A 20,459-nucleotide genomic window follows, 5' to 3' on the forward strand; every position below is an offset into this window, starting at 1 on the left:
AATTTTTTATAACGGTAGAGTGAATCTAGCTACTTTGCCTGAAGTATACCCAGAAAGGTCGACAGGTTCACTTGCAAATGTCATTGTAACCCCTTCCGGTGCGCCCAATATCACTTTAAATGGCGCTTTTCCGGTAAGTTCTACATCTTGTCCTGGCTTATGAGTACCACTTACCAGCGTTTTACCATTGGTGTCTTTTACTTGAATCCAACAGTCCGCTTTAAACTTCATAGTAAGAAGTGTCATGCCTTCAGGTACTACTGGCGCAGGCTGTTCCTCTTCCGCCGCTTCAATCACGGCAACAGGTTCTTCAGAATCTACGCTTGTTGTATTTTCAGTGTCAGTCAGCAAAGGATCCGCCCCTTGCTCAACGGGGGCTTCAGTCGATTCAGCAACGCCTTCATTAGTTGAAGCAACTTCTTCAGGAGTGCTTGCGATTAACTCTTCAGCCGTCATCAAATCGATATCAGCTAATTCTTGAGCTGTGGGCTGCGGCGCTTCAACACTTGAATCCGTTACTTCCTTAGTTAGGCTATTCTCTTGTTGGTTTTGCCACCACCATGCCGCTGAAATGCCAATAATGACCAGCCCGATAACCCAAGTAAGGAGCATAATACGGCTATTGTGCTTCTCGTCTTTTGTTTTACGAGAGAAGCTTTGCATTTCAATTTCTTGCTCTTGAGGCTGAGCATCGGCAGTCTGCTCTAACGCCGTCAAAACCACCTTCTCATCAAGACCTACGAATTTAGCGTAAGAGCGTAAGTAACCACGCGTAAATGTCGCGACTTGTTGAGATTCAAATCGGTTATTTTCAATATCTTCAATCACAGAAATGCGAAGCCTCAGGCGATCGGCAACTTGCTTTTGGCTCATTCCCAAGGATTCACGTTTGTTTTTCAGTAATGTGCCAGCTTCAATAGAGAGTGGCACTTCATTCGTATTTTCGTGTTCTGTCATAATGGCGGTATTTAATCTGTTTTAGTGGCTAACGTGGTCATGTATTTTCGTTATTGTTCTTAAGCCTCTTTAAAAGATAGCTAGCCTAAACGCGTTAACCAAAAATAATAATTTTAAGAAACTCTCAGCGATCTGAGTGCGAATACCCGTTTTGCAAAAATCAGCAAAACGTATGTGAGAAAGTGCTGAGAATTATCGGTGTCATCGTTAGTGTTACATATCATGATAAGCGAATGCGCAACGAAGACAAAAACTCTTTACACTCAAACTAACAGATAGCTCAAGCTTTTGTCCAAACTTTGACAAAGGAATTCGAAATTATACCCAAATAACCTTAGGTTGAAGAGTGATAGTCCCAAATCTTGGCGAAAATGTCCTAAACAATAAACAAAATAGCCAGAGCGAATGGCTCTGGCTATTTTTGAATTCCGGTCGTTTATACAGCTTTCACTTCAATGGTATCGGCACCGCGTGACGCTTTCAGCATTGCCGTACGTTTAGTTCGGTCAATTACATCACCGACCAACTGACCACATGCGGCATCAATGTCATCACCACGTGTTTTACGAACCGTAACTGTGTGCTCGTATTGCATCAATGTTTTTTGGAAGCGATCAATACGTGAGTTACTTGGTTTGTTGTAAGGTGAACCTGGGTACGGGTTAAACGGAATCAAGTTAATCTTACATGGTGTGTCTTTCATCAATTCAGCCAGTTCACGAGCATGGTCCATGTCATCGTTCACATGATCAAGCAACACGTACTCGACTGTTACCTTGCCACGGTTTGCATTCGATGAAGCAATGTAACGACGAACGGATGCTAGGAAATCTTGAATATCCCAACGATCGTTAATTGGCATGATTTCACTACGCAGCTTATCGTTTGGCGCATGAAGAGAGATCGCTAACGCAACGTCGATTTTGCCCGTCATCTGATCCAGACCAGAAACGACACCTGATGTTGATACGGTTACGCGACGCTTCGACAAACCAAAGCCAAGGTCATCCAGCATTAACTCCAATGCAGGAATCAAGTTCTTCATATTAAGAAGCGGCTCACCCATGCCCATCATCACGACGTTCGTAATTGGGCGACGGCCTGTTTCTTTCTCAAGACCAATTTCACGTGCAGCACGCCACACCTGACCGATGATCTCTGAAACTTTCAAGTTACGGTTAAAGCCCTGCTGTGCTGTTGAGCAGAACTTACATTCCAATGCACAACCTACTTGAGAAGATACACAAAGCGTTGCGCGATCATCTTCTGGAATGTAAACCGTTTCTACATCCTGATCACCAACCTTCATTGCCCACTTGATCGTGCCGTCTGAAGAATGCTGAGCTTCTGCTACAGTTGGTGCTTTAATTTCGCACTTGTATAAAAGCTTTTCGCGCAGCTTCTTGTTGATGTTTGTCATTTTTTCGAAGTCATCTACACCGAAATGGTAGATCCACTTCATAACCTGATCGGCACGAAACGCTTTCTCGCCAAGTTCTTCCGCGAAAAACTGACGCATGCCTTTGCGATCAAAGTCGAGTAGATTGATTTTTTCAGTGGTCATGTTGCCTCTCAATGACTGAAACAAGAATAAGGGCGCGAATTGTACAGCCTTTATGCAGCTACAACAAGGGGTGTAAGACCCTGAGTTTGCTAAGGCATTAAAATAAAAACGATTAAATTTTAATCAGACTTTACGGTAAGAATAATGATTAGACAACCGACAACAAAAGCGTAGAAGTGGTACAGAGAAAACAGTGAGAACAAACACACGTAACTAAGCTTTCACCCCTGTAAGATGCTCAGATTAGCCAATATCTTCGCGAATAATTACGAATGAACTCGCCGGTGAAATGGAGAATGCGGAATAAAAAACCTCGGACAATTCCGAGGTTATTACGAACTAGATCATCACGCAAAAGTGATGCATGAACGAGTTAGCGAGAGAAAACTTCTGATTCAGGGAAGAAAAACTCAATTTCACGAGCGGCAGACTCAGGGCTATCGGAACCATGAACTGAATTGTGACGCATGCTGAGTGCGTAATCAGCACGCAAAGTGCCACATGCCGCGTCCTCTGGGTTGGTTTTACCCATTAGCTCGCGGTAACGTGCAATCGCATTTTCACCTTCCAATACCTGAACCATAATAGGACCAGATGTCATGAACTCTTTTAGAGGAGGGAAAAACTCTTTACCTTCATGCTCTGCATAAAAGCCGCTTGCCTGATCTTCTGTCAGGTGAACCATTTTGGCAGCGATGATACGTAGGCCAGCCTTTTCAATACGATTGTAGATTTCACCAATTAGGTTTCGCTCTACAGCATCAGGCTTAATGATTGAAAATGTTCTTTCTAGAGCCATAAAATTTCCTTTCTGTACTTGTAATAATAGTTGTGCTTTTAAAGTGACTTACTGGGTAAGAGCAGCACTCAAACAAGAGAGTGCTGCAATCAATCTTATTTTCCAGCTTGCTCATTGAGGAAACGAGCAAGTGTACGAACACCCATACCCGTTGCTCCCGCAGCCCATTTATCAGAAGCGGCTTTACGATACGTACCCGCACAGTCGAAATGTAACCAGCCTTTTTTGTAGTCCTCAACGAAGTAAGACAAGAATGCAGCTGCAGTGCTTGCACCTGGAGAATAATCACCAGAGCTGATATTAGATAAATCGGCAAAATTAGATGGCAGCATTTCTCGATGGAAGTCAGCAAGTGGTAGCGGCCACAAGCCTTCTTTTTCCTGGTTTGCCGCCGTAAGCGCTTGATGCGATAGCTCATCATCAAAGCTCATTAGCGCATGGTAATCGTTACCTAACGCATTCTTCGCTGCGCCTGTTAGCGTCGCGCAGTCAATAATTAACTCAGGCTTTTGCTCACTGGCGTAGATAAGACCGTCGGCAAGCACCAAGCGACCTTCCGCGTCGGTATTCATAATCTCAACGGTTTTGCCGTTTTTGTAAGTGATGATGTCGCCAAGCTTAAGGGCACGGCCAGAAACCATGTTCTCAGCACAACACAAGATCAGTTTTACGCGCTTGTTTAAACCGCGCAAGATAGCTAATCCTAGGCCACCAGTTATAGTACCCGAGCCACCCATATCTGCTTTCATTGCACTCATGAAGGTAGAAGGCTTCAAGCTGTAACCACCGGAATCAAAGGTGATGCCTTTACCCACAAGACATGCGAATACAGGTGCGTTTTCGTCACCAGTTGGGTTGTAGTCTAACTGAAGCATCGCAGAAGTACGCTCAGAACCACGGCCTACTGCGTAAATACCTTCCCAACCTTCTGCCAACAAGTCTTTGTCTTTGACGATACGAGCTGTCACCGTGCCTTTCGGCGCAACAGATTTGATGAATTCAGCAGCCATTGTCGCTAGCTGACGAGGAGCAACTTCTTCTGCCGTTTTGTTGATAATATCGCGGGTAAAATCAGTCGAAGTAATACGAGCTTGAAGCTCTGCTTGATCTTCATCAGACAATGCTGCCCACTCAACTGAGCCATGTTTTTTAGGGTTACGGAACCCTTGGTGGAAAGCCCATACGCTCTCTAGATCCCAGTTATCACCAGAAAGAAAAATAGAACGAATTCCTTGGCCATCTAGCTGACGAGCTGCACGTTGAATTGCGCCGAGATCATGACCTTCACCTAAGTGAATAGTTGCGCCGTTTTCAGCGAATGAAAGCAGTGCTTTTTCACCCCAATGTGGTGCTGCCGACTCTTGACTTAAAAATACAGACATCTGTGTAGACATGGTTTCTCCTTGTCTTATAGCAGCGTTGCCTACGCTGCTTCTTTTAAATAACTCACGGATGTTAGCATTATGTAGGGCAAAAATGTCAATTGGATAAAAAAACGGACCTAAAGGTCCGCTTTTTTTAGTAAGAATTGTTAACTAGGCTGTGTTTTACAGACTTAGTCTGCTTCGTCCATCCAGCACATGATAACGGCTTCTAGAATCTTTTCATTAGAACGGTTTGGCTCATCGTCAAACTCATCTAACTCCATGATCCATTGATGAAGATCGGTAAAACGCACTGTTTTTGGATCGACATCTGGAAACTTGTCACAAAGTTCAATCGCGATATCGCGAGAATCTGTCCATTTCATTGCTCATCTTCCTTTTGCTTCTTCCCTATATTGGGAAGATAGTTTTAGTGATCTTCTGAAGCGTGGTTTAATGTGTATTTAGGAATTTCTACCACCAAGTCTTCATCAGCAATTCTCGCCTGACACCCTAGGCGTGACTCAGGCTCTAGACCCCACGCTTTATCTAGCATGTCGTCTTCTAGTTCTTCACTTTCTTCGAGTGAATCAAAACCTTCACGGATGATTACGTGGCAGGTAGTACACGCACATGACTTCTCACACGCATGTTCAATACCGATACCGTTTTTTAGCGCTACGTCTAGAACGGTGTCACCAGAGTTTGCTTCCAACACTGCACCTTCTGGGCACAAATCGTCGTGTGGTAATACAATAATCTTAGGCATAACTACTTATCTCTTATATATCGTCTACTGATTGACCTGACAACGCAGCTCGAATCGATTTATCCATACGGCGTGATGCGAAATCTTGGCTCGCTTTATCGGTATCTTTAATGCCTTGCTCTATCGCATCTGCATCATCACCATTACGCAGCTCAATCAAGGCTTCGATGGCTTTAATCAAGTTTTGTTTCTCTTGTTCTGATAGTAAGTCATCACCATCAGCTTGCATCGCTGCAATCAAACCTTCTATCACTCGGTCGGCTTCAACACGCTGCTCAGCTAAGGCACGAGCTTGCATGTCTTCTTTTGCGTGCGTCATTGAATCACGCAACATATCCGCCACTTCATTGTCACTTAAGCCGTAAGAAGGTTTTACTTGAATCTCTGATTGAACACCAGTGCTCTTCTCCATTGCCGTAACAGAAAGAAGGCCATCAGCGTCAACTTGATAAGTCACGCGAATATGTGCCGCACCCGCTGCCATCGGAGGAATACCTTTTAACGAGAAGCGAGCAAGTGAACGACAGTCATCAACCATTTCACGTTCACCTTGTACCACATGAACACTCATCGCCGTTTGGCCATCTTTGAATGTGGTAAATTCTTGCGCACGCGCAACGGGAATCGTAGTGTTGCGGGGGATGATCTTCTCGACCAAACCACCCATGGTTTCAATACCGAGCGACAGTGGAATCACATCAAGAAGCAACATTTCAGAGTCAGGCTTGTTACCCGCGAGAATGTCTGCTTGGATACCCGCGCCGATTGCAACAACTTCATCTGGGTTAATGCTTGTCAGTGGTGTACGGCCAAAGAATTCGCCAACCATTTCTCGTACAAGCAATGTGCGTGTTGAGCCACCGACCATGACTACTTCAAGTACATCTTCCGCATCTACATCTGCATCTTTCAGCGCACGGCGGCAAGACATCAGTGTTTTCTTCACTAGCGGACGAATCAGATCTTCGAACTGCTCGCGAGTCACGGTGCCTTTCCAGCCAAAAACGTCAACGTCAACACTGTCTTGCTCAGAGAAAGCAATCTTAGCTTCAGTAGCAATGTTCAACAGTATACGGTTCTTTTCTGCAGAAAGCGGCGCTTCTAGACCCGCTTGCTCCATTAAATAATCGGCAAATAGATGGTCGAAGTCGTCACCGCCTAATGCAGAATCGCCACCTGTTGCTAATACTTCAAATACGCCTTTCGATAAACGTAGGATAGAGATATCAAAAGTACCGCCACCTAGATCGTAAACCGCAATCACACCTTCTTGACCAGAGTCTAGGCCATAAGCAATTGCCGCAGCGGTTGGTTCGTTAAGTAGACGGAGAACATGAAGACCAGCTAATTTCGCCGCATCTTTTGTACCTGCACGTTGCGCGTCATCAAAGTAAGCAGGAACGGTAATAACTACACCAGCTAACTCACCACCTAACGTATCTTCAGCTCGCTTACCCAATACTTTTAGGATGTCCGCAGATACTTCAATCGGGTTTTTGTCACCTTGAGGTGTTTGCAGAATTGGCAGGCCGTTTTCACTCTCTTTAAAACGATAAGGAAGTGAAGAGTAACGGGACTGAATGTCCTTTAATGAACGACCGATCAAACGTTTTACAGAGATAATCGTGTTCTCTGGTTCAAACTCTGCTTTGGCTTTGGCTTCGTGGCCGACCGTTAACGTTTCCTCAGCGTAATTAACGACTGAAGGTAAAATAGTACGGCCCTGCTCGTCCGCAAGTGGAGTTGCATCGCCGCTACGTACAGAAGCAACCAAAGAGTTGGTAGTACCTAAGTCGATACCCGCTGCTAACTTATGCTCATGAGGTGCCGAGCTTTGGCCCGGTTCTGCGATTTGAAGTAGTGCCATGATAGGTCCTTGTCACGCTTACTAGCCGAGGAGTTTGTCTTCGACTAGCTCAATTTCGTTCTTTAGTTTGGCAATGAATTTTAGCTTACGAACTCGGTCTGCGGCTTCAGCCCATAGACCATCATCAAGCTCTTGCTCGACGCTTGCCAGATGCTGTTTGTACATTTTGCTGACCTTAGAGTCGAAGTCAAAAAGCGCCGATTCAGGATCGGACTTGTCAGCAATCTCTTCCAGTTCTTCGCGCAGTTCCATTTGCTCCATTAAGAACATCGGATCTTGCATTGTTTGCTGTTCACCTCGGATCTCAACACCTTGCTCTGCGAGGATATACTCGGCGCGAGAAATAGGATTTTTCAGAACTTGATAGGCATCGTTGATTTGCGCCGCCTTTTGCACCGCCATCAAACGGTCACGTTCTGAGCCCGTTGCAAAGTTATCCGGGTGGAAGCGTTTTTGTAGTTCTCGGAACTGAGAAGAAAGAAGGCTACCATCCAGCTTAAACTGACTTGGTAGCCCAAATAATTCAAAGTGATTCATTAAGTTCGGGTCCTAGTAAAGCCTTCCGGACTCGTTTGCCCAGAAGGACAATCAATTAGACGTTGAAGCTTTCACCACAACCACATTCACTTTTCGCGTTAGGGTTGTTGAATTCAAAACCTTCATTCAACCCTTCTTTCACGTAATCCAATTCAGTACCATCTAGGTACACTAAGCTCTTTTGATCGATGATAATTTTCACTCCAGAGAGTTCAAATACTTCGTCTTCTTCATTGAGCTCATCAACAAACTCAAGTACGTATGCCATGCCGGAACAACCAGTCGTCTTCACTCCAAGACGTAAACCGATACCCTTGCCTCGGTTATCTAGGAATGCTCTTACGCGACTTGCCGCTGATTCTGTCATTGTGATGGCCATACTGCACCTTAGTCTGTCTAAATTTCGATTGGAATGGGAGCGTCAAAGCTCCCATTATATTACGGAATAATTATTCTTGGTGTTTTTTCTTGTAGTCAGCAACCGCTGCTTTGATTGCATCTTCAGCAAGAATAGAACAGTGAACTTTCACTGGTGGAAGCTCTAGCTCTTCAGCAATCTCAGAGTTTTTAATTGCTGCCGCTTCATCAACTGACTTACCTTTTACCCACTCAGTTACTAGTGAGCTTGATGCGATTGCACTACCACAACCGTATGTTTTGAACTTCGCATCTTCGATGATACCTTCAGGTGTCACTTTGATTTGAAGCTTCATTACGTCACCACACGCAGGAGCGCCAACCATGCCGCTACCTACTGATGGATCTTCTTTATCGAATGAACCAACATTACGTGGGTTCTCGTAGTGATCAATTACTTTTTCGCTGTATGCCATGATAAATTACCTCGAATCCTCTATTTCAATCCCTGAGATTAATGGTGAGCCCATTCAACAGTGCTCAAATCAATCCCTTCTTTGTACATATCCCATAGAGGAGACATGTCGCGTAGCTTAGTCACTGCAACGCGGATTTGTTCAATTGCGTAATCAATTTCTTCTTCAGTCGTGAAACGACCAAACGAGAAACGAACCGAGCTGTGAGCCAATTCGTCATCCATGCCTAGGGCACGAAGAACGTAAGAAGGCTCAAGACTTGCAGACGTACAAGCACTACCAGAAGATACCGCTAGATCTTTAAGCGACATTAGTAGTGATTCACCTTCTACGAATGCGAAACTGATGTTTAGGTTGTGTGGTACACGCTGCTCAAAGTCACCGTTTACCGTCACTGCTTCTAAGTCTTTCACGCCATCAAAAAGACGGTTACGAAGCGCTAAAGCATGATCGTAATCTTTTTGCATGTCTTCTTTTGCAATGCGGAATGCTTCACCCATACCTACGATTTGGTGAGTAGGTAGTGTACCAGAGCGGAAACCACGCTCATGACCGCCACCGTGCATTTGCGCTTCAAGACGAATACGAGGCTTACGACGTACATAAAGTGCACCGATACCTTTAGGACCGTAAACTTTGTGAGCAGAAAGTGAAATTAGATCAACTTTCATCTCTTGAACGTCGATTGGTAATTTACCAGCAGATTGCGCAGCGTCCACGTGGAAAACAATTTTACGCTCACGGCACAGTTCGCCGATCGCTGTAATGTCTTGAACCACACCAATCTCGTTGTTTACATGCATAATAGACACAAGCACGGTGTCATCACGCATGGCTGCTCTAAGCTTCTCTAGATCGATCAAGCCATTTGATTCTGGCTCAAGGTAAGTCACTTCAAAGCCTTCACGCTCAAGTTGACGACATGGGTCAAGAACGGCTTTGTGCTCTGTTTTACAAGTGATTACGTGCTTGCCTTTCTTCGAGTAAAAGTGCGCTGCACCTTTAATCGCAAGGTTGTCTGATTCTGTCGCACCAGATGTAAATACGATTTCGCGAGGATCTGCATTTAGAAGGTCAGCAATTTGCTCACGAGCAGTATCGACCGCTTCTTCTGCCTGCCAGCCGTAACGGTGCGAACGTGACGCTGGGTTGCCAAATGTGCCATCCATTGTCATGTACTGAACCATTTTTTCAGCAACACGTGGATCAACTGGACATGTAGCGGAATAATCAAGATAAATCGGCAGTTTCATTCTCTACTCCAATGTAAAAAGCTGACCGCTAAGAGCGGACGTTTACACCGATGGGCGCGGCGGTTGTATTTTTGTTTGATAGCCCATGGGTTACCGCCAGATCAATGTCCTGACGATCAGAAATTTCGAGTACTTCATTGTCTGTCATCAACTCACCAAGAGTGATGTTATTCAAAAAGTCACTAATGCGAGAGCTTAGGTCACGCCACAGCGTGTGAGTAAGGCAACGTGTTCCACCTTGGCAATCTCCTTTACCTTGGCATTTAGTTGCATCTACTGACTCATCAACGGCAGCAATCACGGTACCAATAGCGATACTGTGAGCGTCGGCACCAAGTCGGTAACCACCACCAGGACCACGAACGCTGGCAACGAGACCTGCTTTACGCAATTTTGAAAATAGCTGCTCTAAGTAAGAGAGCGAGATCCCTTGACGCTCTGAAATATCAGCCAGAGGTACAGGGTTTTGTTGCGAATGCAGTGCCACATCCAGCATGGCTGTCACCGCATATCTTCCTTTAGATGTAAGTTTCATACCACACCGTATCCACATGGTTTGTAATGGTTAAGATTTTTCCATACCTGAGTAATTTGGTCAAGTATTTATTTGACCATTTTACTCAGGTATTCATCCTTACACCTAAAGTGGTTATTATTCACTCAGAACTTCTTTTCTATCGAAGTCAAAACGCCTCGTAGAATATTAAGTTCTTGGGTTTCTGGTCGAGCACGAGAGAACAAACGGCGCAACTTATTCATCACCTGTCCAGGTTGCTCTTTGTTAATAAACTGGGTCTCAACCATCACCTTTTCAAGATGCTCGAAGAACATTTCGAGTTCTCGATGACGCGGGTATTCTTCCGATTCATTTGGGGAAAACTGGCTTTGCTCTAAGTTCAAGTGTGCAACTCGCACTTCGTAACTGAGAGTTTGTACAGCCATCGCTAGGTTAAGCGAGCTGTACTCAGGATTAGCGGGAATACAAACATGGTAGTGGCACTTTTGTAGCTCTTCGTTTGTCAAACCAGTTCTTTCTCGGCCAAACACGAGCGCAACCGGATGCTTTCGGCCTTCAACTGCAAATTTCTCACCGCATTCACGTGGTTCGAGCATTGGCCATTCTAATGTACGAGAGCGGGCGCTAGAACCCACAACAAGGCCACAATCTTCAACCGCTTCTTCTAATGTGCCGACAATCTTTGCATTTTGAGCAATATCACCAGCACCCGCAGCTAAAGCAAGAGTTTGTTCATCCACTTCACATTGTGGATCGACTAATACTAGTTGGTTTAAACCCATCACTTTCATTGCTCGAGCTGCTGAGCCAATATTGCCTGAATGAGAGGTACCTACGAGTACAATTTTTACTTGATCCAACATCTGTGTTTGCTACCTAAATTAAAACCGCAGAATGTTATCATAGTTTTTTAAGACACCCTAGAGGCAAGCAGACCTCTCTTCTCATTCTTGGTTATTGTTCTCGTCCGCAGTATGCTCTGTACACTCAACCAGTCGCATTTAGAACAAAAAATAACCACTTCCCTTTTTAATTATCTCTGGTATACTCGCCGCCGCTTTCATTTGTTCTTTAACATCCGTTGGGAAATTCGTATGCATCCAATGCTAAACATTGCTATTCGCGCTGCGCGAAAGGCAGGCAATCATATTGCTAAATCATTAGAAAACACTGATAAAGTAGAATCTACTCTTAAAGGCACTAATGACTTTGTCACTAACGTAGACAAAGAAGCAGAATACATCATCATCGATACTATCAAGCAGTCTTACCCTGAGCACTGTATCGTTGCTGAAGAACAAGGTCTTATCGAAGGTAAAGATAAAGACGTACAATGGATCATCGACCCACTGGATGGCACCACTAACTTTGTAAAAGGTTACCCAACTTTCGCGGTTTCTATCGCTGTTCGTATTAAGGGCAAAACTGAAGTTGCTTGTGTTTACGATCCAATGCAAAACGAGCTATTCACTGCGCAACGCGGTGCCGGCGCTCAACTAAACAGTGCACGTATTCGTGTTGCTCAACTAAAAGACCTTCAAGGTACTGTTCTAGCAACAGGCTTCCCATTCAAGCAGAAACAACACGCTGAGTCTTACATCAAGATCGTTGGTGCGCTATTCACTGAGTGTGCTGATTTCCGTCGTAGCGGCTCTGCTGCTCTAGACCTTTGTTACGTGGCAGCTGGCCGTGTTGATGGTTACTTCGAACTAGGCCTAAAACCTTGGGATATGGCAGCAGGTGAGCTTATTGCTCGTGAAGCTGGCGCAATCCTAACAGACTTTGCTGGCGGCACTGACTACATGAAGTCTGGTAACATCGTTGCTTCAAGCGCTCGTGGCGTAAAATCTATCCTTAAGCACATCCGCGAAAACGGTAACAGCGCGATCCTTAAGTAAGATTTGAAAGTCATATTTAGCCCGTCACGCTGATGACTTTAGAAAGCCCCGCTCAATGAGCGGGGCTTTTTTGTATCTACCGAACCGTATCTACTTAGCTGCAATGTAAGGCTCTCCATACAATGAGGTTCGGCAAGCTCACGACTCTATTCAGATACAAAAAAACCGCTGATTGTTCAGCGGTTTTTGTTTTCGGTTCTCAATCTGCCTTATGGCATTTCGTCGAACTCTGCACCTTCTTTTTCTACTTGAGGTGGCATCAAGTGCTCTTTCTGGATACCCAGTTTTAGAGCCAGTGCTGATGCTACGTAGATAGAAGAGTAAGTACCTACAGTGATACCGAGTAAAAGTGCGGTTGCAAAGCCGTGAATCATAGCACCACCCTGCATGAACAGTGCAATTACCACGAACAACGTCGTACCAGATGTAATCAATGTACGGCTCAATGTTTGAGTGATTGAAGCGTCCATGATGTCCGAAGGTTCACCCTTACGCATCTTACGGAAGTTTTCACGAATCCGGTCAAATACAACGATGGTATCGTTGAGTGAGTAGCCCACAACCGTCAGTAGCGCAGCTACGATAGTCAGGTCAACTTCAATTTGTAGAAACGAAAAGACACCTAGCGTGATAATTATATCGTGAGCCAATGCCATTACCGCACCAGCCGCTAGACGCCATTCAAATCGCATCGATACATAAAGCAGGATACAGATCAGCGATACCAAGATCGCTAGACCACCAGCTTCTGTTAGCTCATCACCAACGTTGGGACCTACGAACTCAATACGACGCATTTCTACGCTTTCGCCAGTACCATCTTTGATAGCACCAATGATTTGGTTACCTAGCGTTTCACCAGAAACGTCATCACGTGGACGAAGACGGACCATGACTTCACGAGCACTACCGAAGTTTTGTACTGTCGCATCGCCAAAGCCTTTTGAATCTAGTGCTGCACGAATCTCTTCAAGGTTTGCTGGCTGTTCAAAACCGACCTCGATAAGCGTACCGCCAGTGAAATCTAGACCCCAATTAAGCCACTTGGTTGACAAAGTGAAGATAGAAGCAGCAATCATTATAATTGAAAAAACGAATGCTACTTTCGACCAACGCATAAAGCCGATCGTCTTCTCTGCTTTTAGAATTTGAAACATATTAATTCCCAGCCTTAGATCGACAATTTATCAACGCGTTTGCCACCGTAGATCAGGTTCACGATACAACGTGTACCAATAATGGCGGTGAACATTGAAGTTAAGATACCGATAGATAGAGTAACTGCGAAACCTTTCACCGCACCTGTACCGACCGCAAATAGAATGATTGCAGTAATTAGTGTTGTGATGTTCGCATCAGCAATCGTGCTGAATGCATTCGCGTAACCTTGGTGAATCGCTTGTTGTGGACTGCGTCCATCACGAATTTCTTCACGGATACGCTCGAAGATCAGTACGTTCGCATCAACCGCCATACCGACTGTTAACACGATACCGGCTATCCCTGGAAGCGTCATGGTAGCGCCTGGAATCATCGACATAACACCAATGATAAGCACCAAGTTTGCCATTAGAGCGATGTTTGCAATCAAACCAAAGCCGCGGTAGTAAAGCAGCGTAAATAGCATTACGGCAACCATACCCCAGATACATGCTTGGATACCCATATCGATGTTTTGCTGGCCCATTGATGGACCAATGGTACGTTCTTCAACGATAGAGATAGGTGCAATCAGTGCACCAGCACGTAGTAAAAGTGCTAGGTTGTGTGCTTCTGCAGCAGAGTCGATACCTGTGATACGGAAGTTACGACCAAGAGCCGATTGAATCGTTGCTTGGTTGATGACTTCTTCATGCTTATCCAGAATAACTTTGCCTTCAGGCGTACGACGGCCACTGTCTTTGTATTCTGCAAACACGGTAGCCATTAGCTTACCAATGTTCTTCTTAGAGAACGCAGACATCTTATTACCACCTTCGCTGTCTAGCGAGATGTTAACTTGTGGACGACCATATTCATCAACACTTGAGCTTGCATCTGTGATGCTTTGACCGCCAAGAATAACGCGCTTCTTAAGCACAACTGGGCGACCATCACGGTCCATCTTGATTTCACTACCTGCTGGCGCACGACCATTTGCCGCTGCCGATAGGTCAGCTTTATCATCAACTTCACGGAATTCAAGCGTTGCCGTAGCTCCGAGAATTTCTTTTGCACGAGCAGTGTCTTGAACACCAGGCAGTTCAACTACAATGCGACTAGCACCTTGACGTTGAACCAATGGTTCCGCAACACCTAGTTCGTTGACACGATTACGTAAAATCGTAATGTTTTGCTCAACAGCATAGTTACGGATCTCTTGTAAACGTTGCTCAGTAAAGGTTGCAGTAAGAGCGTAACGGCCATTTGAATCAGAATCGACAAAAATCATGTCCGGGTGATTCTTTTCTAGCGTTGCTTTCGCTTCTGCTAATTGCTCTTCGTTACGCAACAACACTTCTACCGCTTCTTTTCCAGAAGGGCGGATTGCACGGTAACGAATCTTGGCGTCACGAAGTTCGCTACGGAAAGCTTCTTCTTGTTGACCAACAAGCTTTTCCATCGCTGCATCCATATCCACTTCCATTAAGAAGTGAACACCACCGCGAAGGTCAAGACCTAGCTTCAATGGTGACGCGCCAATCGCTTCTAGCCAATCGGGTGTAGAAGGTGCAAGGTTAAGTGCAACAATTGTGTCTTTGCCTAGCGCTTCGCTGATGACATCACGAGCACTGATTTGTGTGTCAGTGTCGTTAAAACGAACAAGAATTGATCCATCTTCGAGAGCAATGGATTTATGAGAAAGTTGCTCTTTGTTAAGAGCAGTAGTGACAGCATCCAGCGTTGACATATCTACAGAGGCGCCACGCGCCCCTGTAACTTGAATAGCCGGATCTTCACCGTAGATATTTGGAAGTGCGTATAACGCAGCGGTGATGATGGCAAAAAGCACCATCAAGTACTTCCATAATGGATAACGGTTTAGCACAGCGAGGATCCTTTAGCTGTTTTATAGAGACTTAAGCGTACCTTTTGGTAGCACTGCAGTGATGAAGTCTTTCTTGATTACTACTTCATTGTTCGCGTTAAGCTCAATTGAAATGTAGTCATTGTCTTCAGCAATCTTAGTGATTTTACCCACTAGGCCACCGCTAGTTAAAACTTCGTCGCCTTTGCCCATAGAAGCCATTAGGTTTTTGTGTTCTTTTACGCGTTTCGCTTGTGGGCGGTAAATCATGAAGTAAAAGATCACTGCGAACATGCCAAGCATGATTAGCATTTCAAAACCACCGCCTGCTGGCGCACCTTCTGCTGCTGCGTGAGCCTGAGAAATAAACATTAAAACATCCTCATTATATTTTATTGATAATCAAACAAATTGGGCTTTCGCATTTTAGATTCAAGTCTGAGAGTAACTAATAGAGATCGCTCTCTCAAAAATAACGTGCGTTAGCCTACTTTATTAGCAAAAGCCTTTGGCGACATACCAAAGGCTTTAATTCTTTTAGTTTTTCAATTACTGCTCTTTTGCTAGTGGTGGCACTTCACGGCCACGACGCTCATAGAACTCAGTAACAAATTCATCGAAGCGATCTTCATCAATTGCTTTACGAATGCTTTCCATCAGACGCTGGTAGTAACGCAGGTTATGGATTGTATTCAAGCGAGCGCCTAAGATTTCATTACAACGCTCTAAATGGTGAAGGTACGACTTGCTGTAGTTTTGACAAGTGTAACAGTCACAATGCGGATCCAATGGTGTTGTATCCGTTTTATGTTTCGCATTACGGATCTTGATCACACCACCAGTCACAAATAAGTGACCATTACGTGCGTTACGCGTTGGCATTACACAGTCAAACATGTCGATACCACGACGAACACCTTCAACCAAGTCTTCTGGCTTACCTACGCCCATCAAGTAGCGAGGTTTGTCTTCAGGAAGTTGAGGACAAGTATGCTCAAGAATACGGTGCATGTCTTCTTTAGGCTCACCTACTGCCAAACCACCAACCGCGTAACCGTCAAAACCGATTTCCGTTAGACCTTTTACCGACACATCACGTAAATCTTCGTAAACACCACCTTGAACAATACCAAATAGGTTGTTCGGGTTTTCTAGCTTCTCGAAATGGTCACGTGAACGCTGTGCCCAGCGTAATGACATTTCCATCGATTTCTTCGCTTCATCGTGTGTCGCTGGGTAAGGCGTACACTCGTCAAAAATCATAACGATGTCAGAGCCCAGGTCTTTTTGAATTTCCATCGACTTTTCTGCGTCCATGAAAATCTTGTCACCGTTTACTGGGTTACGAAAATGGACACCTTCTTCAGTGATCGTACGCATCTTACCAAGGCTGAATACTTGGAAGCCGCCTGAATCAGTAAGAATAGGACCGTGCCAGTTCATAAAATCGTGCAGGTCACCGTGCATTTTCATCACTTCTTGACCAGGACGTAGCCACAGGTGGAACGTATTACCTAGCAGAATTTCTGCACCAGTACCTTTTACTTCTTCTGGTGTCATACCTTTAACGGTACCGTAAGTACCTACTGGCATGAACACAGGAGTTTGAACAGTGCCGCGTTCGAAAGTCAGTTGACCACGACGTGCATTGCCGTTTTTCTTCTTAAGATCGAATTTTAATTTCACGATGCCTCCGGGTGTCAGAGAAACAGTCTGACTGAGTGTTTAGGGCTCTACCCTACTTTAAGGAGCGGTCGCTTTTCCTTGCGAGAGACAAAGCAATGGATGCTTTATTTCCTAGCTTACTGCTAGCACTCGTAAATCTATTTTTAACTACGCCGTTTTCTTCTTGATGAACATTGAATCGCCATACGAGAAGAAACGGTATTTGTTTTCCACCGCATGTTTGTAAGCATTCATGGTGTTCTCGTATCCAGCAAATGCACTCACCAACATGATCAGTGTTGATTCAGGCAAGTGGAAGTTTGTGATCAAGCAATCCACCAACTGATATTCGTAACCAGGGAAAATAAAGATTTCTGTATCGCCAAAGAATGGGGCCAGCTCAGTCCCTTTTTGCAATGCGTCTTGCGCTGCACTTTCAAGTGAACGCACAGATGTGGTACCAACAGCAATAATTCGTCCGCCACGCGCTTTCGTCGCTTTAATTGCTTCGACGACTTCTTGCGGTACTTCTACGTACTCGGCATGCATGTGGTGATCGTTGATATTTTCCACTTTTACTGGCTGGAATGTACCCGCCCCAACGTGCAAAGTAACGTAAGCAAACTCTGCACCTTTCGCTTTGATTTTCTCCAAGAGAACATCATCAAAGTGAAGGCCCGCTGTTGGTGCCGCAACCGCACCTGGCTTTTGATTATATACCGTTTGGTAACGCTCTTTATCTGCATCTTCGTCTGGACGGTCGATGTAAGGAGGAAGCGGCATATGGCCGATTTCTTCCAGAATTTCTAGTACCGTCTTATCAGAACTAAATTTCAGTTCAAATAAAGCATCATGGCGTGCAACCATTTCTGCTGAATATTCATCATTCTCGCCAACAATAATGGTTGTACCTGGTTTTGGTGATTTAGAGCAACGAACGTGCGCGAGGATGCTTTTCTCATCCAACATGCGCTCCACTAGCACTTCTAATTTACCGCCCGACTCCTTGCGGCCAAAAAGACGAGCAGGAATAACACGAGTATTATTAAACACCACTAAGTCACCGGGTTGAACTTGGCCCAATACATCAGTAAATGTGCCATCAATGAGCTCTCCGGTATTGCCGTCCATTTGCAGCAGTCGGCTAGCGGTACGCTCTGGTTGAGGGTAGCGAGCGATGAGTTCATCTGGAAGGTCGAAATGGAAATCTGATACTTGCATGTTACTTGTCTTATCTATTGGTCAAATCACGTCTAGACGACGATAAAATTGCGACGAGTTTTTCGCAGCAGACTAGTATATGTTTACATGCTGCAATAGCAAGCAAATCACCAGAATATAGCAGTAAAAGCCATGGTGAAGAGTGTAATAAAACGTGAAAAGCCTCGATTACTTGGCACTATTTTTAATTTGAGCCCAAAAGAGAAAACATGAAAAAAGCAAAGCAGCGTATACCGCTGCTTATTAGTTTGGCATTCCAATCGCCCTATCAAACCTCACGCTTTCGCCACAAGAATAACGGCACGAATAAACCCAATAACCAAAACCCTAGACTGCCACCTTCATCATCTGAGCCTTTGAAATCACAGTTATTGGTCGCAATGCCATCGTGACACTCTTTATTGTCACCACTTTCATTGTTAGCACTTTTGATAAAATTCGGCGCAACGATGTAACGACTTGGTGGCGCATCGGCAGTGATGTAAGACTGTACCCAGTCGTAATAGTGGCTCACCTTGGTGTAGAAACTTGGGATCGTCAAAGAGCCACACGTTGGTAGAATAAGGGGGCCGCCACTAACAATACCAATTTGTTTGCCGGTCGCCACATCGACCAACGGGCCACCACTGTCACCTTTACATGCAGAGTTGCCATATTGAGTATGGCTATCTGGCTCCAATACATGGTTTTGTGTTGGTAGCGTACAAATTTTGGTTTGGTTGTCTCTTGAATCAATGATCCCCGGAAAACTGCTGCCAATTTCTAAACGCTCATAACATTTGTCGATGGGTAAAAATGTGCTAATGGTGGTTTTGAGCGTATTAGAAGGTTCAGAAGCATCCGGCTGAGTAGCCCCCCATCCAAACACTTGCACATTTTCGACACGTTGATTGGTCAGGTAATTATCGTTCCAATCCGCCACCAAACGTGCTTCGATACTCTCCATGTCAACTTTACTCGCTAGGTCAGCAAAGTTCGCGTTTGCCACTGGGCGCGTGAGATACAGCAACGCGATGTCTGAATCTAAACCGGTTTGGATAGGTTTCACGTTGCCATTACCGTCGGTCTCAGCTTTTGAAATCCGAGTGTAATCCGGATGAACCACAACGTGAGACACCGGATAGAAGTTATCAAGCCCTGCAGAATTAAGTTCATACACATTCGCATTCACCGACAGCTCACCCGGCGGGGTCACATAGTAGGTTGCTTCATTGGTTCCTTGTCCCATCACCACACAGTGCGCCGCAGTCAGTACCCATTGCTCTGTCAGCATCGTTCCACCACACAGCGGAAACTCTGCCATATTACTTGCTCTCAAAGTAACGCGGTCAACATGATCGGTTTGTTCATCTCCTAACACAATCGCCTGTGTTGATGGCACACTGAATGCCGCCACTGCCAGCGCAATAAGTTTGTTACACGTTGTTCGTTTCATCTAGGTTGCTGTCTTCAATTTGGTAAGCCTGGACGTATCTTCTTCGAGAGAAGAATCTTGGAAAATCCAGCGAATAAAAATGTGCGATTCAATTCATTGGATTACCTTGGGGACACATTCAATATCAACTAAAAATGCCAACTGACTCGCACACAAACCGACTTATTCAAATTAATAAAAACACCAATAAAACACAGATTACGCAGCCCATCAGCATTGTGCTATTTAATTGATGAAAAACGAGTTAGCTCCCAGATATACAGAAAAATATTCTCTATATTTAAGAGAAGGACAATGCCGCTGGAGGTCTCTATGATCAAGGTTGAAGACATGATGACTCGTAATCCTCATACCTTACTGCGCACGCACACCTTGCGTGATGCAAAAAGCATGATGGATGCGCTTGATATTCGACACATTCCGGTTGTTGATGCCAATAACCACTTACAAGGCTTGGTGACTCAACGCGACATTCTTGCTGCTCAAGAATCGAGCTTGCACCCAGATGAGGCTGAACAATCTTTTACTTTAGACACACCGCTCTACGAAATGATGCACACCAATATCATGACGGCAGAGCCTATCGCGGGGCTCAAAGAGAGCGCTATCTATATGCAAAAGCATAAAGTTGGCTGTCTACCTGTTGTCACCAAAGGTCGATTGGTCGGCATTATTACTGATAGTGACTTCGTGACGATTGCGATTAACTTATTGGAACTACAAGAAGAAGTGGAACCTGAAGAAATCGAGCAGGAAGAGTAGTACGCAAGCGT

The 20,459-nt window shown here is 44.9% G+C and carries 21 protein-coding genes; 2 read left to right on the plus strand and 19 right to left on the minus strand.

Translation table 11 applies throughout. The annotated features are described in order from the left end of the window. Positions 1 to 6: 6 nt before the first annotated feature. The 13 genes from rodZ to trmJ form a co-directional block, all read right to left on the minus strand. Positions 7 to 957, minus strand: coding sequence for a cytoskeleton protein RodZ (gene rodZ / locus R7M92_RS13940; protein ID WP_262647262.1), 951 nt, complete (start codon positions 955 to 957; stop codon positions 7 to 9). Positions 958 to 1,393: 436 nt separating this feature from the next. After that, a complete protein-coding gene (locus R7M92_RS13945) occupies positions 1,394 to 2,521 on the minus strand; it encodes a bifunctional tRNA (adenosine(37)-C2)-methyltransferase TrmG/ribosomal RNA large subunit methyltransferase RlmN (RefSeq protein ID WP_318133660.1) in 1,128 nt (375 codons plus the stop codon). Positions 2,522 to 2,894: 373 nt separating this feature from the next. Further along, positions 2,895 to 3,320: a nucleoside-diphosphate kinase gene (ndk, locus tag R7M92_RS13950; protein ID WP_005381702.1), complete on the minus strand. Its 426-nt coding sequence runs from the start codon at positions 3,318 to 3,320 to the stop codon at positions 2,895 to 2,897. Positions 3,321 to 3,415: 95 nt separating this feature from the next. Continuing rightward, positions 3,416 to 4,714: an aminopeptidase PepB gene (gene pepB / locus R7M92_RS13955; protein ID WP_005381709.1), complete on the minus strand. Its 1,299-nt coding sequence runs from the start codon at positions 4,712 to 4,714 to the stop codon at positions 3,416 to 3,418. A gap of 161 nt (positions 4,715 to 4,875) precedes the next feature. Next, positions 4,876 to 5,070, minus strand: coding sequence for a Fe-S cluster assembly protein IscX (gene iscX, locus R7M92_RS13960; RefSeq protein ID WP_005381711.1), 195 nt, complete (start codon positions 5,068 to 5,070; stop codon positions 4,876 to 4,878). Between the two features lie 44 nt (positions 5,071 to 5,114). Further along, a complete protein-coding gene (gene fdx / locus R7M92_RS13965; RefSeq protein WP_005381713.1) occupies positions 5,115 to 5,453 on the minus strand; it encodes an ISC system 2Fe-2S type ferredoxin in 339 nt (112 codons plus the stop codon). Positions 5,454 to 5,466: 13 nt separating this feature from the next. Beyond that, positions 5,467 to 7,320: a Fe-S protein assembly chaperone HscA gene (gene hscA / locus R7M92_RS13970; RefSeq protein WP_065274208.1), complete on the minus strand. Its 1,854-nt coding sequence runs from the start codon at positions 7,318 to 7,320 to the stop codon at positions 5,467 to 5,469. 21 nt (positions 7,321 to 7,341) lie between these two features. Continuing rightward, on the minus strand, positions 7,342 to 7,857 hold the full coding sequence (hscB, locus tag R7M92_RS13975; protein WP_033905803.1) for a co-chaperone HscB: 516 nt from the start codon (positions 7,855 to 7,857) through the stop codon (positions 7,342 to 7,344). A 55-nt stretch (positions 7,858 to 7,912) separates the two neighbouring features. Further along, complete coding sequence (gene iscA, locus R7M92_RS13980; protein WP_005381717.1) at positions 7,913 to 8,236, minus strand: iron-sulfur cluster assembly protein IscA; 324 nt, start codon at positions 8,234 to 8,236, stop codon at positions 7,913 to 7,915. 70 nt (positions 8,237 to 8,306) lie between these two features. Further along, a complete protein-coding gene (iscU, locus tag R7M92_RS13985) occupies positions 8,307 to 8,690 on the minus strand; it encodes a Fe-S cluster assembly scaffold IscU (RefSeq protein ID WP_005381718.1) in 384 nt (127 codons plus the stop codon). 38 nt (positions 8,691 to 8,728) lie between these two features. Next, entirely contained in the window at positions 8,729 to 9,943 is a 1,215-nt protein-coding gene (locus R7M92_RS13990; RefSeq protein WP_005381719.1) for an IscS subfamily cysteine desulfurase, read from the minus strand. Positions 9,944 to 9,971: 28 nt separating this feature from the next. Next, the gene (gene iscR, locus R7M92_RS13995; protein WP_005381720.1) at positions 9,972 to 10,478 is read right to left on the minus strand and encodes a Fe-S cluster assembly transcriptional regulator IscR; all 507 of its coding nucleotides are present in this window, start codon (positions 10,476 to 10,478) and stop codon (positions 9,972 to 9,974) included. A 125-nt stretch (positions 10,479 to 10,603) separates the two neighbouring features. After that, the gene (trmJ, locus tag R7M92_RS14000) at positions 10,604 to 11,323 is read right to left on the minus strand and encodes a tRNA (cytosine(32)/uridine(32)-2'-O)-methyltransferase TrmJ (RefSeq protein WP_005383693.1); all 720 of its coding nucleotides are present in this window, start codon (positions 11,321 to 11,323) and stop codon (positions 10,604 to 10,606) included. A 231-nt stretch (positions 11,324 to 11,554) separates the two neighbouring features. Here trmJ and suhB point away from each other — a divergent pair, with 231 nt between their 5' ends. Beyond that, positions 11,555 to 12,358, plus strand: coding sequence for an inositol-1-monophosphatase (gene suhB / locus R7M92_RS14005; protein ID WP_005381722.1), 804 nt, complete (start codon positions 11,555 to 11,557; stop codon positions 12,356 to 12,358). 209 nt (positions 12,359 to 12,567) lie between these two features. Here suhB and secF read toward each other — a convergent pair whose 3' ends face one another. From secF to R7M92_RS14035, 6 genes are all read right to left on the minus strand, one after another. Next, complete coding sequence (gene secF / locus R7M92_RS14010) at positions 12,568 to 13,515, minus strand: protein translocase subunit SecF (protein WP_005383689.1); 948 nt, start codon at positions 13,513 to 13,515, stop codon at positions 12,568 to 12,570. A 14-nt stretch (positions 13,516 to 13,529) separates the two neighbouring features. After that, entirely contained in the window at positions 13,530 to 15,386 is a 1,857-nt protein-coding gene (secD, locus tag R7M92_RS14015) for a protein translocase subunit SecD (RefSeq protein ID WP_005381724.1), read from the minus strand. 21 nt (positions 15,387 to 15,407) lie between these two features. Then, the gene (gene yajC / locus R7M92_RS14020; protein WP_005381725.1) at positions 15,408 to 15,737 is read right to left on the minus strand and encodes a preprotein translocase subunit YajC; all 330 of its coding nucleotides are present in this window, start codon (positions 15,735 to 15,737) and stop codon (positions 15,408 to 15,410) included. Between the two features lie 177 nt (positions 15,738 to 15,914). Continuing rightward, on the minus strand, positions 15,915 to 17,051 hold the full coding sequence (gene tgt / locus R7M92_RS14025) for a tRNA guanosine(34) transglycosylase Tgt (RefSeq protein ID WP_186584453.1): 1,137 nt from the start codon (positions 17,049 to 17,051) through the stop codon (positions 15,915 to 15,917). Positions 17,052 to 17,198: 147 nt separating this feature from the next. Next, positions 17,199 to 18,251 carry a tRNA preQ1(34) S-adenosylmethionine ribosyltransferase-isomerase QueA gene (gene queA, locus R7M92_RS14030; RefSeq protein ID WP_005381728.1) on the minus strand — a complete coding sequence of 351 codons (1,053 nt, stop codon included), beginning with the start codon at positions 18,249 to 18,251 and terminating at the stop codon, positions 17,199 to 17,201. Positions 18,252 to 18,519: 268 nt separating this feature from the next. Further along, positions 18,520 to 19,686 (minus strand): trypsin-like serine protease, encoded by a 1,167-nt coding sequence (locus R7M92_RS14035; RefSeq protein ID WP_213886794.1) that lies wholly within the window; start codon positions 19,684 to 19,686, stop codon positions 18,520 to 18,522. 312 nt (positions 19,687 to 19,998) lie between these two features. Between R7M92_RS14035 and R7M92_RS14040 the strand changes: the two genes are divergently transcribed. Further along, positions 19,999 to 20,448, plus strand: coding sequence for a CBS domain-containing protein (locus R7M92_RS14040; RefSeq protein ID WP_017820562.1), 450 nt, complete (start codon positions 19,999 to 20,001; stop codon positions 20,446 to 20,448). Positions 20,449 to 20,459: the final 11 nt, after the last annotated feature.

The organism is Vibrio sp. Vb2880 (genome assembly GCF_033337975.1).
Classification (GTDB): domain Bacteria; phylum Pseudomonadota; class Gammaproteobacteria; order Enterobacterales; family Vibrionaceae; genus Vibrio; species Vibrio alginolyticus.

What these genes read in the sequence shown, in the direction of transcription:
- R7M92_RS14040 (WP_017820562.1), top strand. Translation starts at nt 19,999, where the DNA reads ATGATCAAGGTTGAAGACATGATGACTCGTAATCCTCATACCTTACTG.
- suhB (WP_005381722.1), top strand. Translation starts at nt 11,555, where the DNA reads ATGCATCCAATGCTAAACATTGCTATTCGCGCTGCGCGAAAGGCAGGC.
- pepB (WP_005381709.1), bottom strand. Translation starts at nt 4,714, where the DNA reads ATGTCTACACAGATGTCTGTATTTTTAAGTCAAGAGTCGGCAGCACCA.
- R7M92_RS13990 (WP_005381719.1), bottom strand. Translation starts at nt 9,943, where the DNA reads ATGAAACTGCCGATTTATCTTGATTATTCCGCTACATGTCCAGTTGAT.
- R7M92_RS14035 (WP_213886794.1), bottom strand. Translation starts at nt 19,686, where the DNA reads ATGAAACGAACAACGTGTAACAAACTTATTGCGCTGGCAGTGGCGGCA.
- fdx (WP_005381713.1), bottom strand. Translation starts at nt 5,453, where the DNA reads ATGCCTAAGATTATTGTATTACCACACGACGATTTGTGCCCAGAAGGT.
- secF (WP_005383689.1), bottom strand. Translation starts at nt 13,515, where the DNA reads ATGTTTCAAATTCTAAAAGCAGAGAAGACGATCGGCTTTATGCGTTGG.
- iscX (WP_005381711.1), bottom strand. Translation starts at nt 5,070, where the DNA reads ATGAAATGGACAGATTCTCGCGATATCGCGATTGAACTTTGTGACAAG.
- iscA (WP_005381717.1), bottom strand. Translation starts at nt 8,236, where the DNA reads ATGGCCATCACAATGACAGAATCAGCGGCAAGTCGCGTAAGAGCATTC.
- iscU (WP_005381718.1), bottom strand. Translation starts at nt 8,690, where the DNA reads ATGGCATACAGCGAAAAAGTAATTGATCACTACGAGAACCCACGTAAT.
- trmJ (WP_005383693.1), bottom strand. Translation starts at nt 11,323, where the DNA reads ATGTTGGATCAAGTAAAAATTGTACTCGTAGGTACCTCTCATTCAGGC.
- hscB (WP_033905803.1), bottom strand. Translation starts at nt 7,857, where the DNA reads ATGAATCACTTTGAATTATTTGGGCTACCAAGTCAGTTTAAGCTGGAT.
- iscR (WP_005381720.1), bottom strand. Translation starts at nt 10,478, where the DNA reads ATGAAACTTACATCTAAAGGAAGATATGCGGTGACAGCCATGCTGGAT.
- yajC (WP_005381725.1), bottom strand. Translation starts at nt 15,737, where the DNA reads ATGTTTATTTCTCAGGCTCACGCAGCAGCAGAAGGTGCGCCAGCAGGC.
- ndk (WP_005381702.1), bottom strand. Translation starts at nt 3,320, where the DNA reads ATGGCTCTAGAAAGAACATTTTCAATCATTAAGCCTGATGCTGTAGAG.
- queA (WP_005381728.1), bottom strand. Translation starts at nt 18,251, where the DNA reads ATGCAAGTATCAGATTTCCATTTCGACCTTCCAGATGAACTCATCGCT.
- rodZ (WP_262647262.1), bottom strand. Translation starts at nt 957, where the DNA reads ATGACAGAACACGAAAATACGAATGAAGTGCCACTCTCTATTGAAGCT.
- hscA (WP_065274208.1), bottom strand. Translation starts at nt 7,320, where the DNA reads ATGGCACTACTTCAAATCGCAGAACCGGGCCAAAGCTCGGCACCTCAT.
- R7M92_RS13945 (WP_318133660.1), bottom strand. Translation starts at nt 2,521, where the DNA reads ATGACCACTGAAAAAATCAATCTACTCGACTTTGATCGCAAAGGCATG.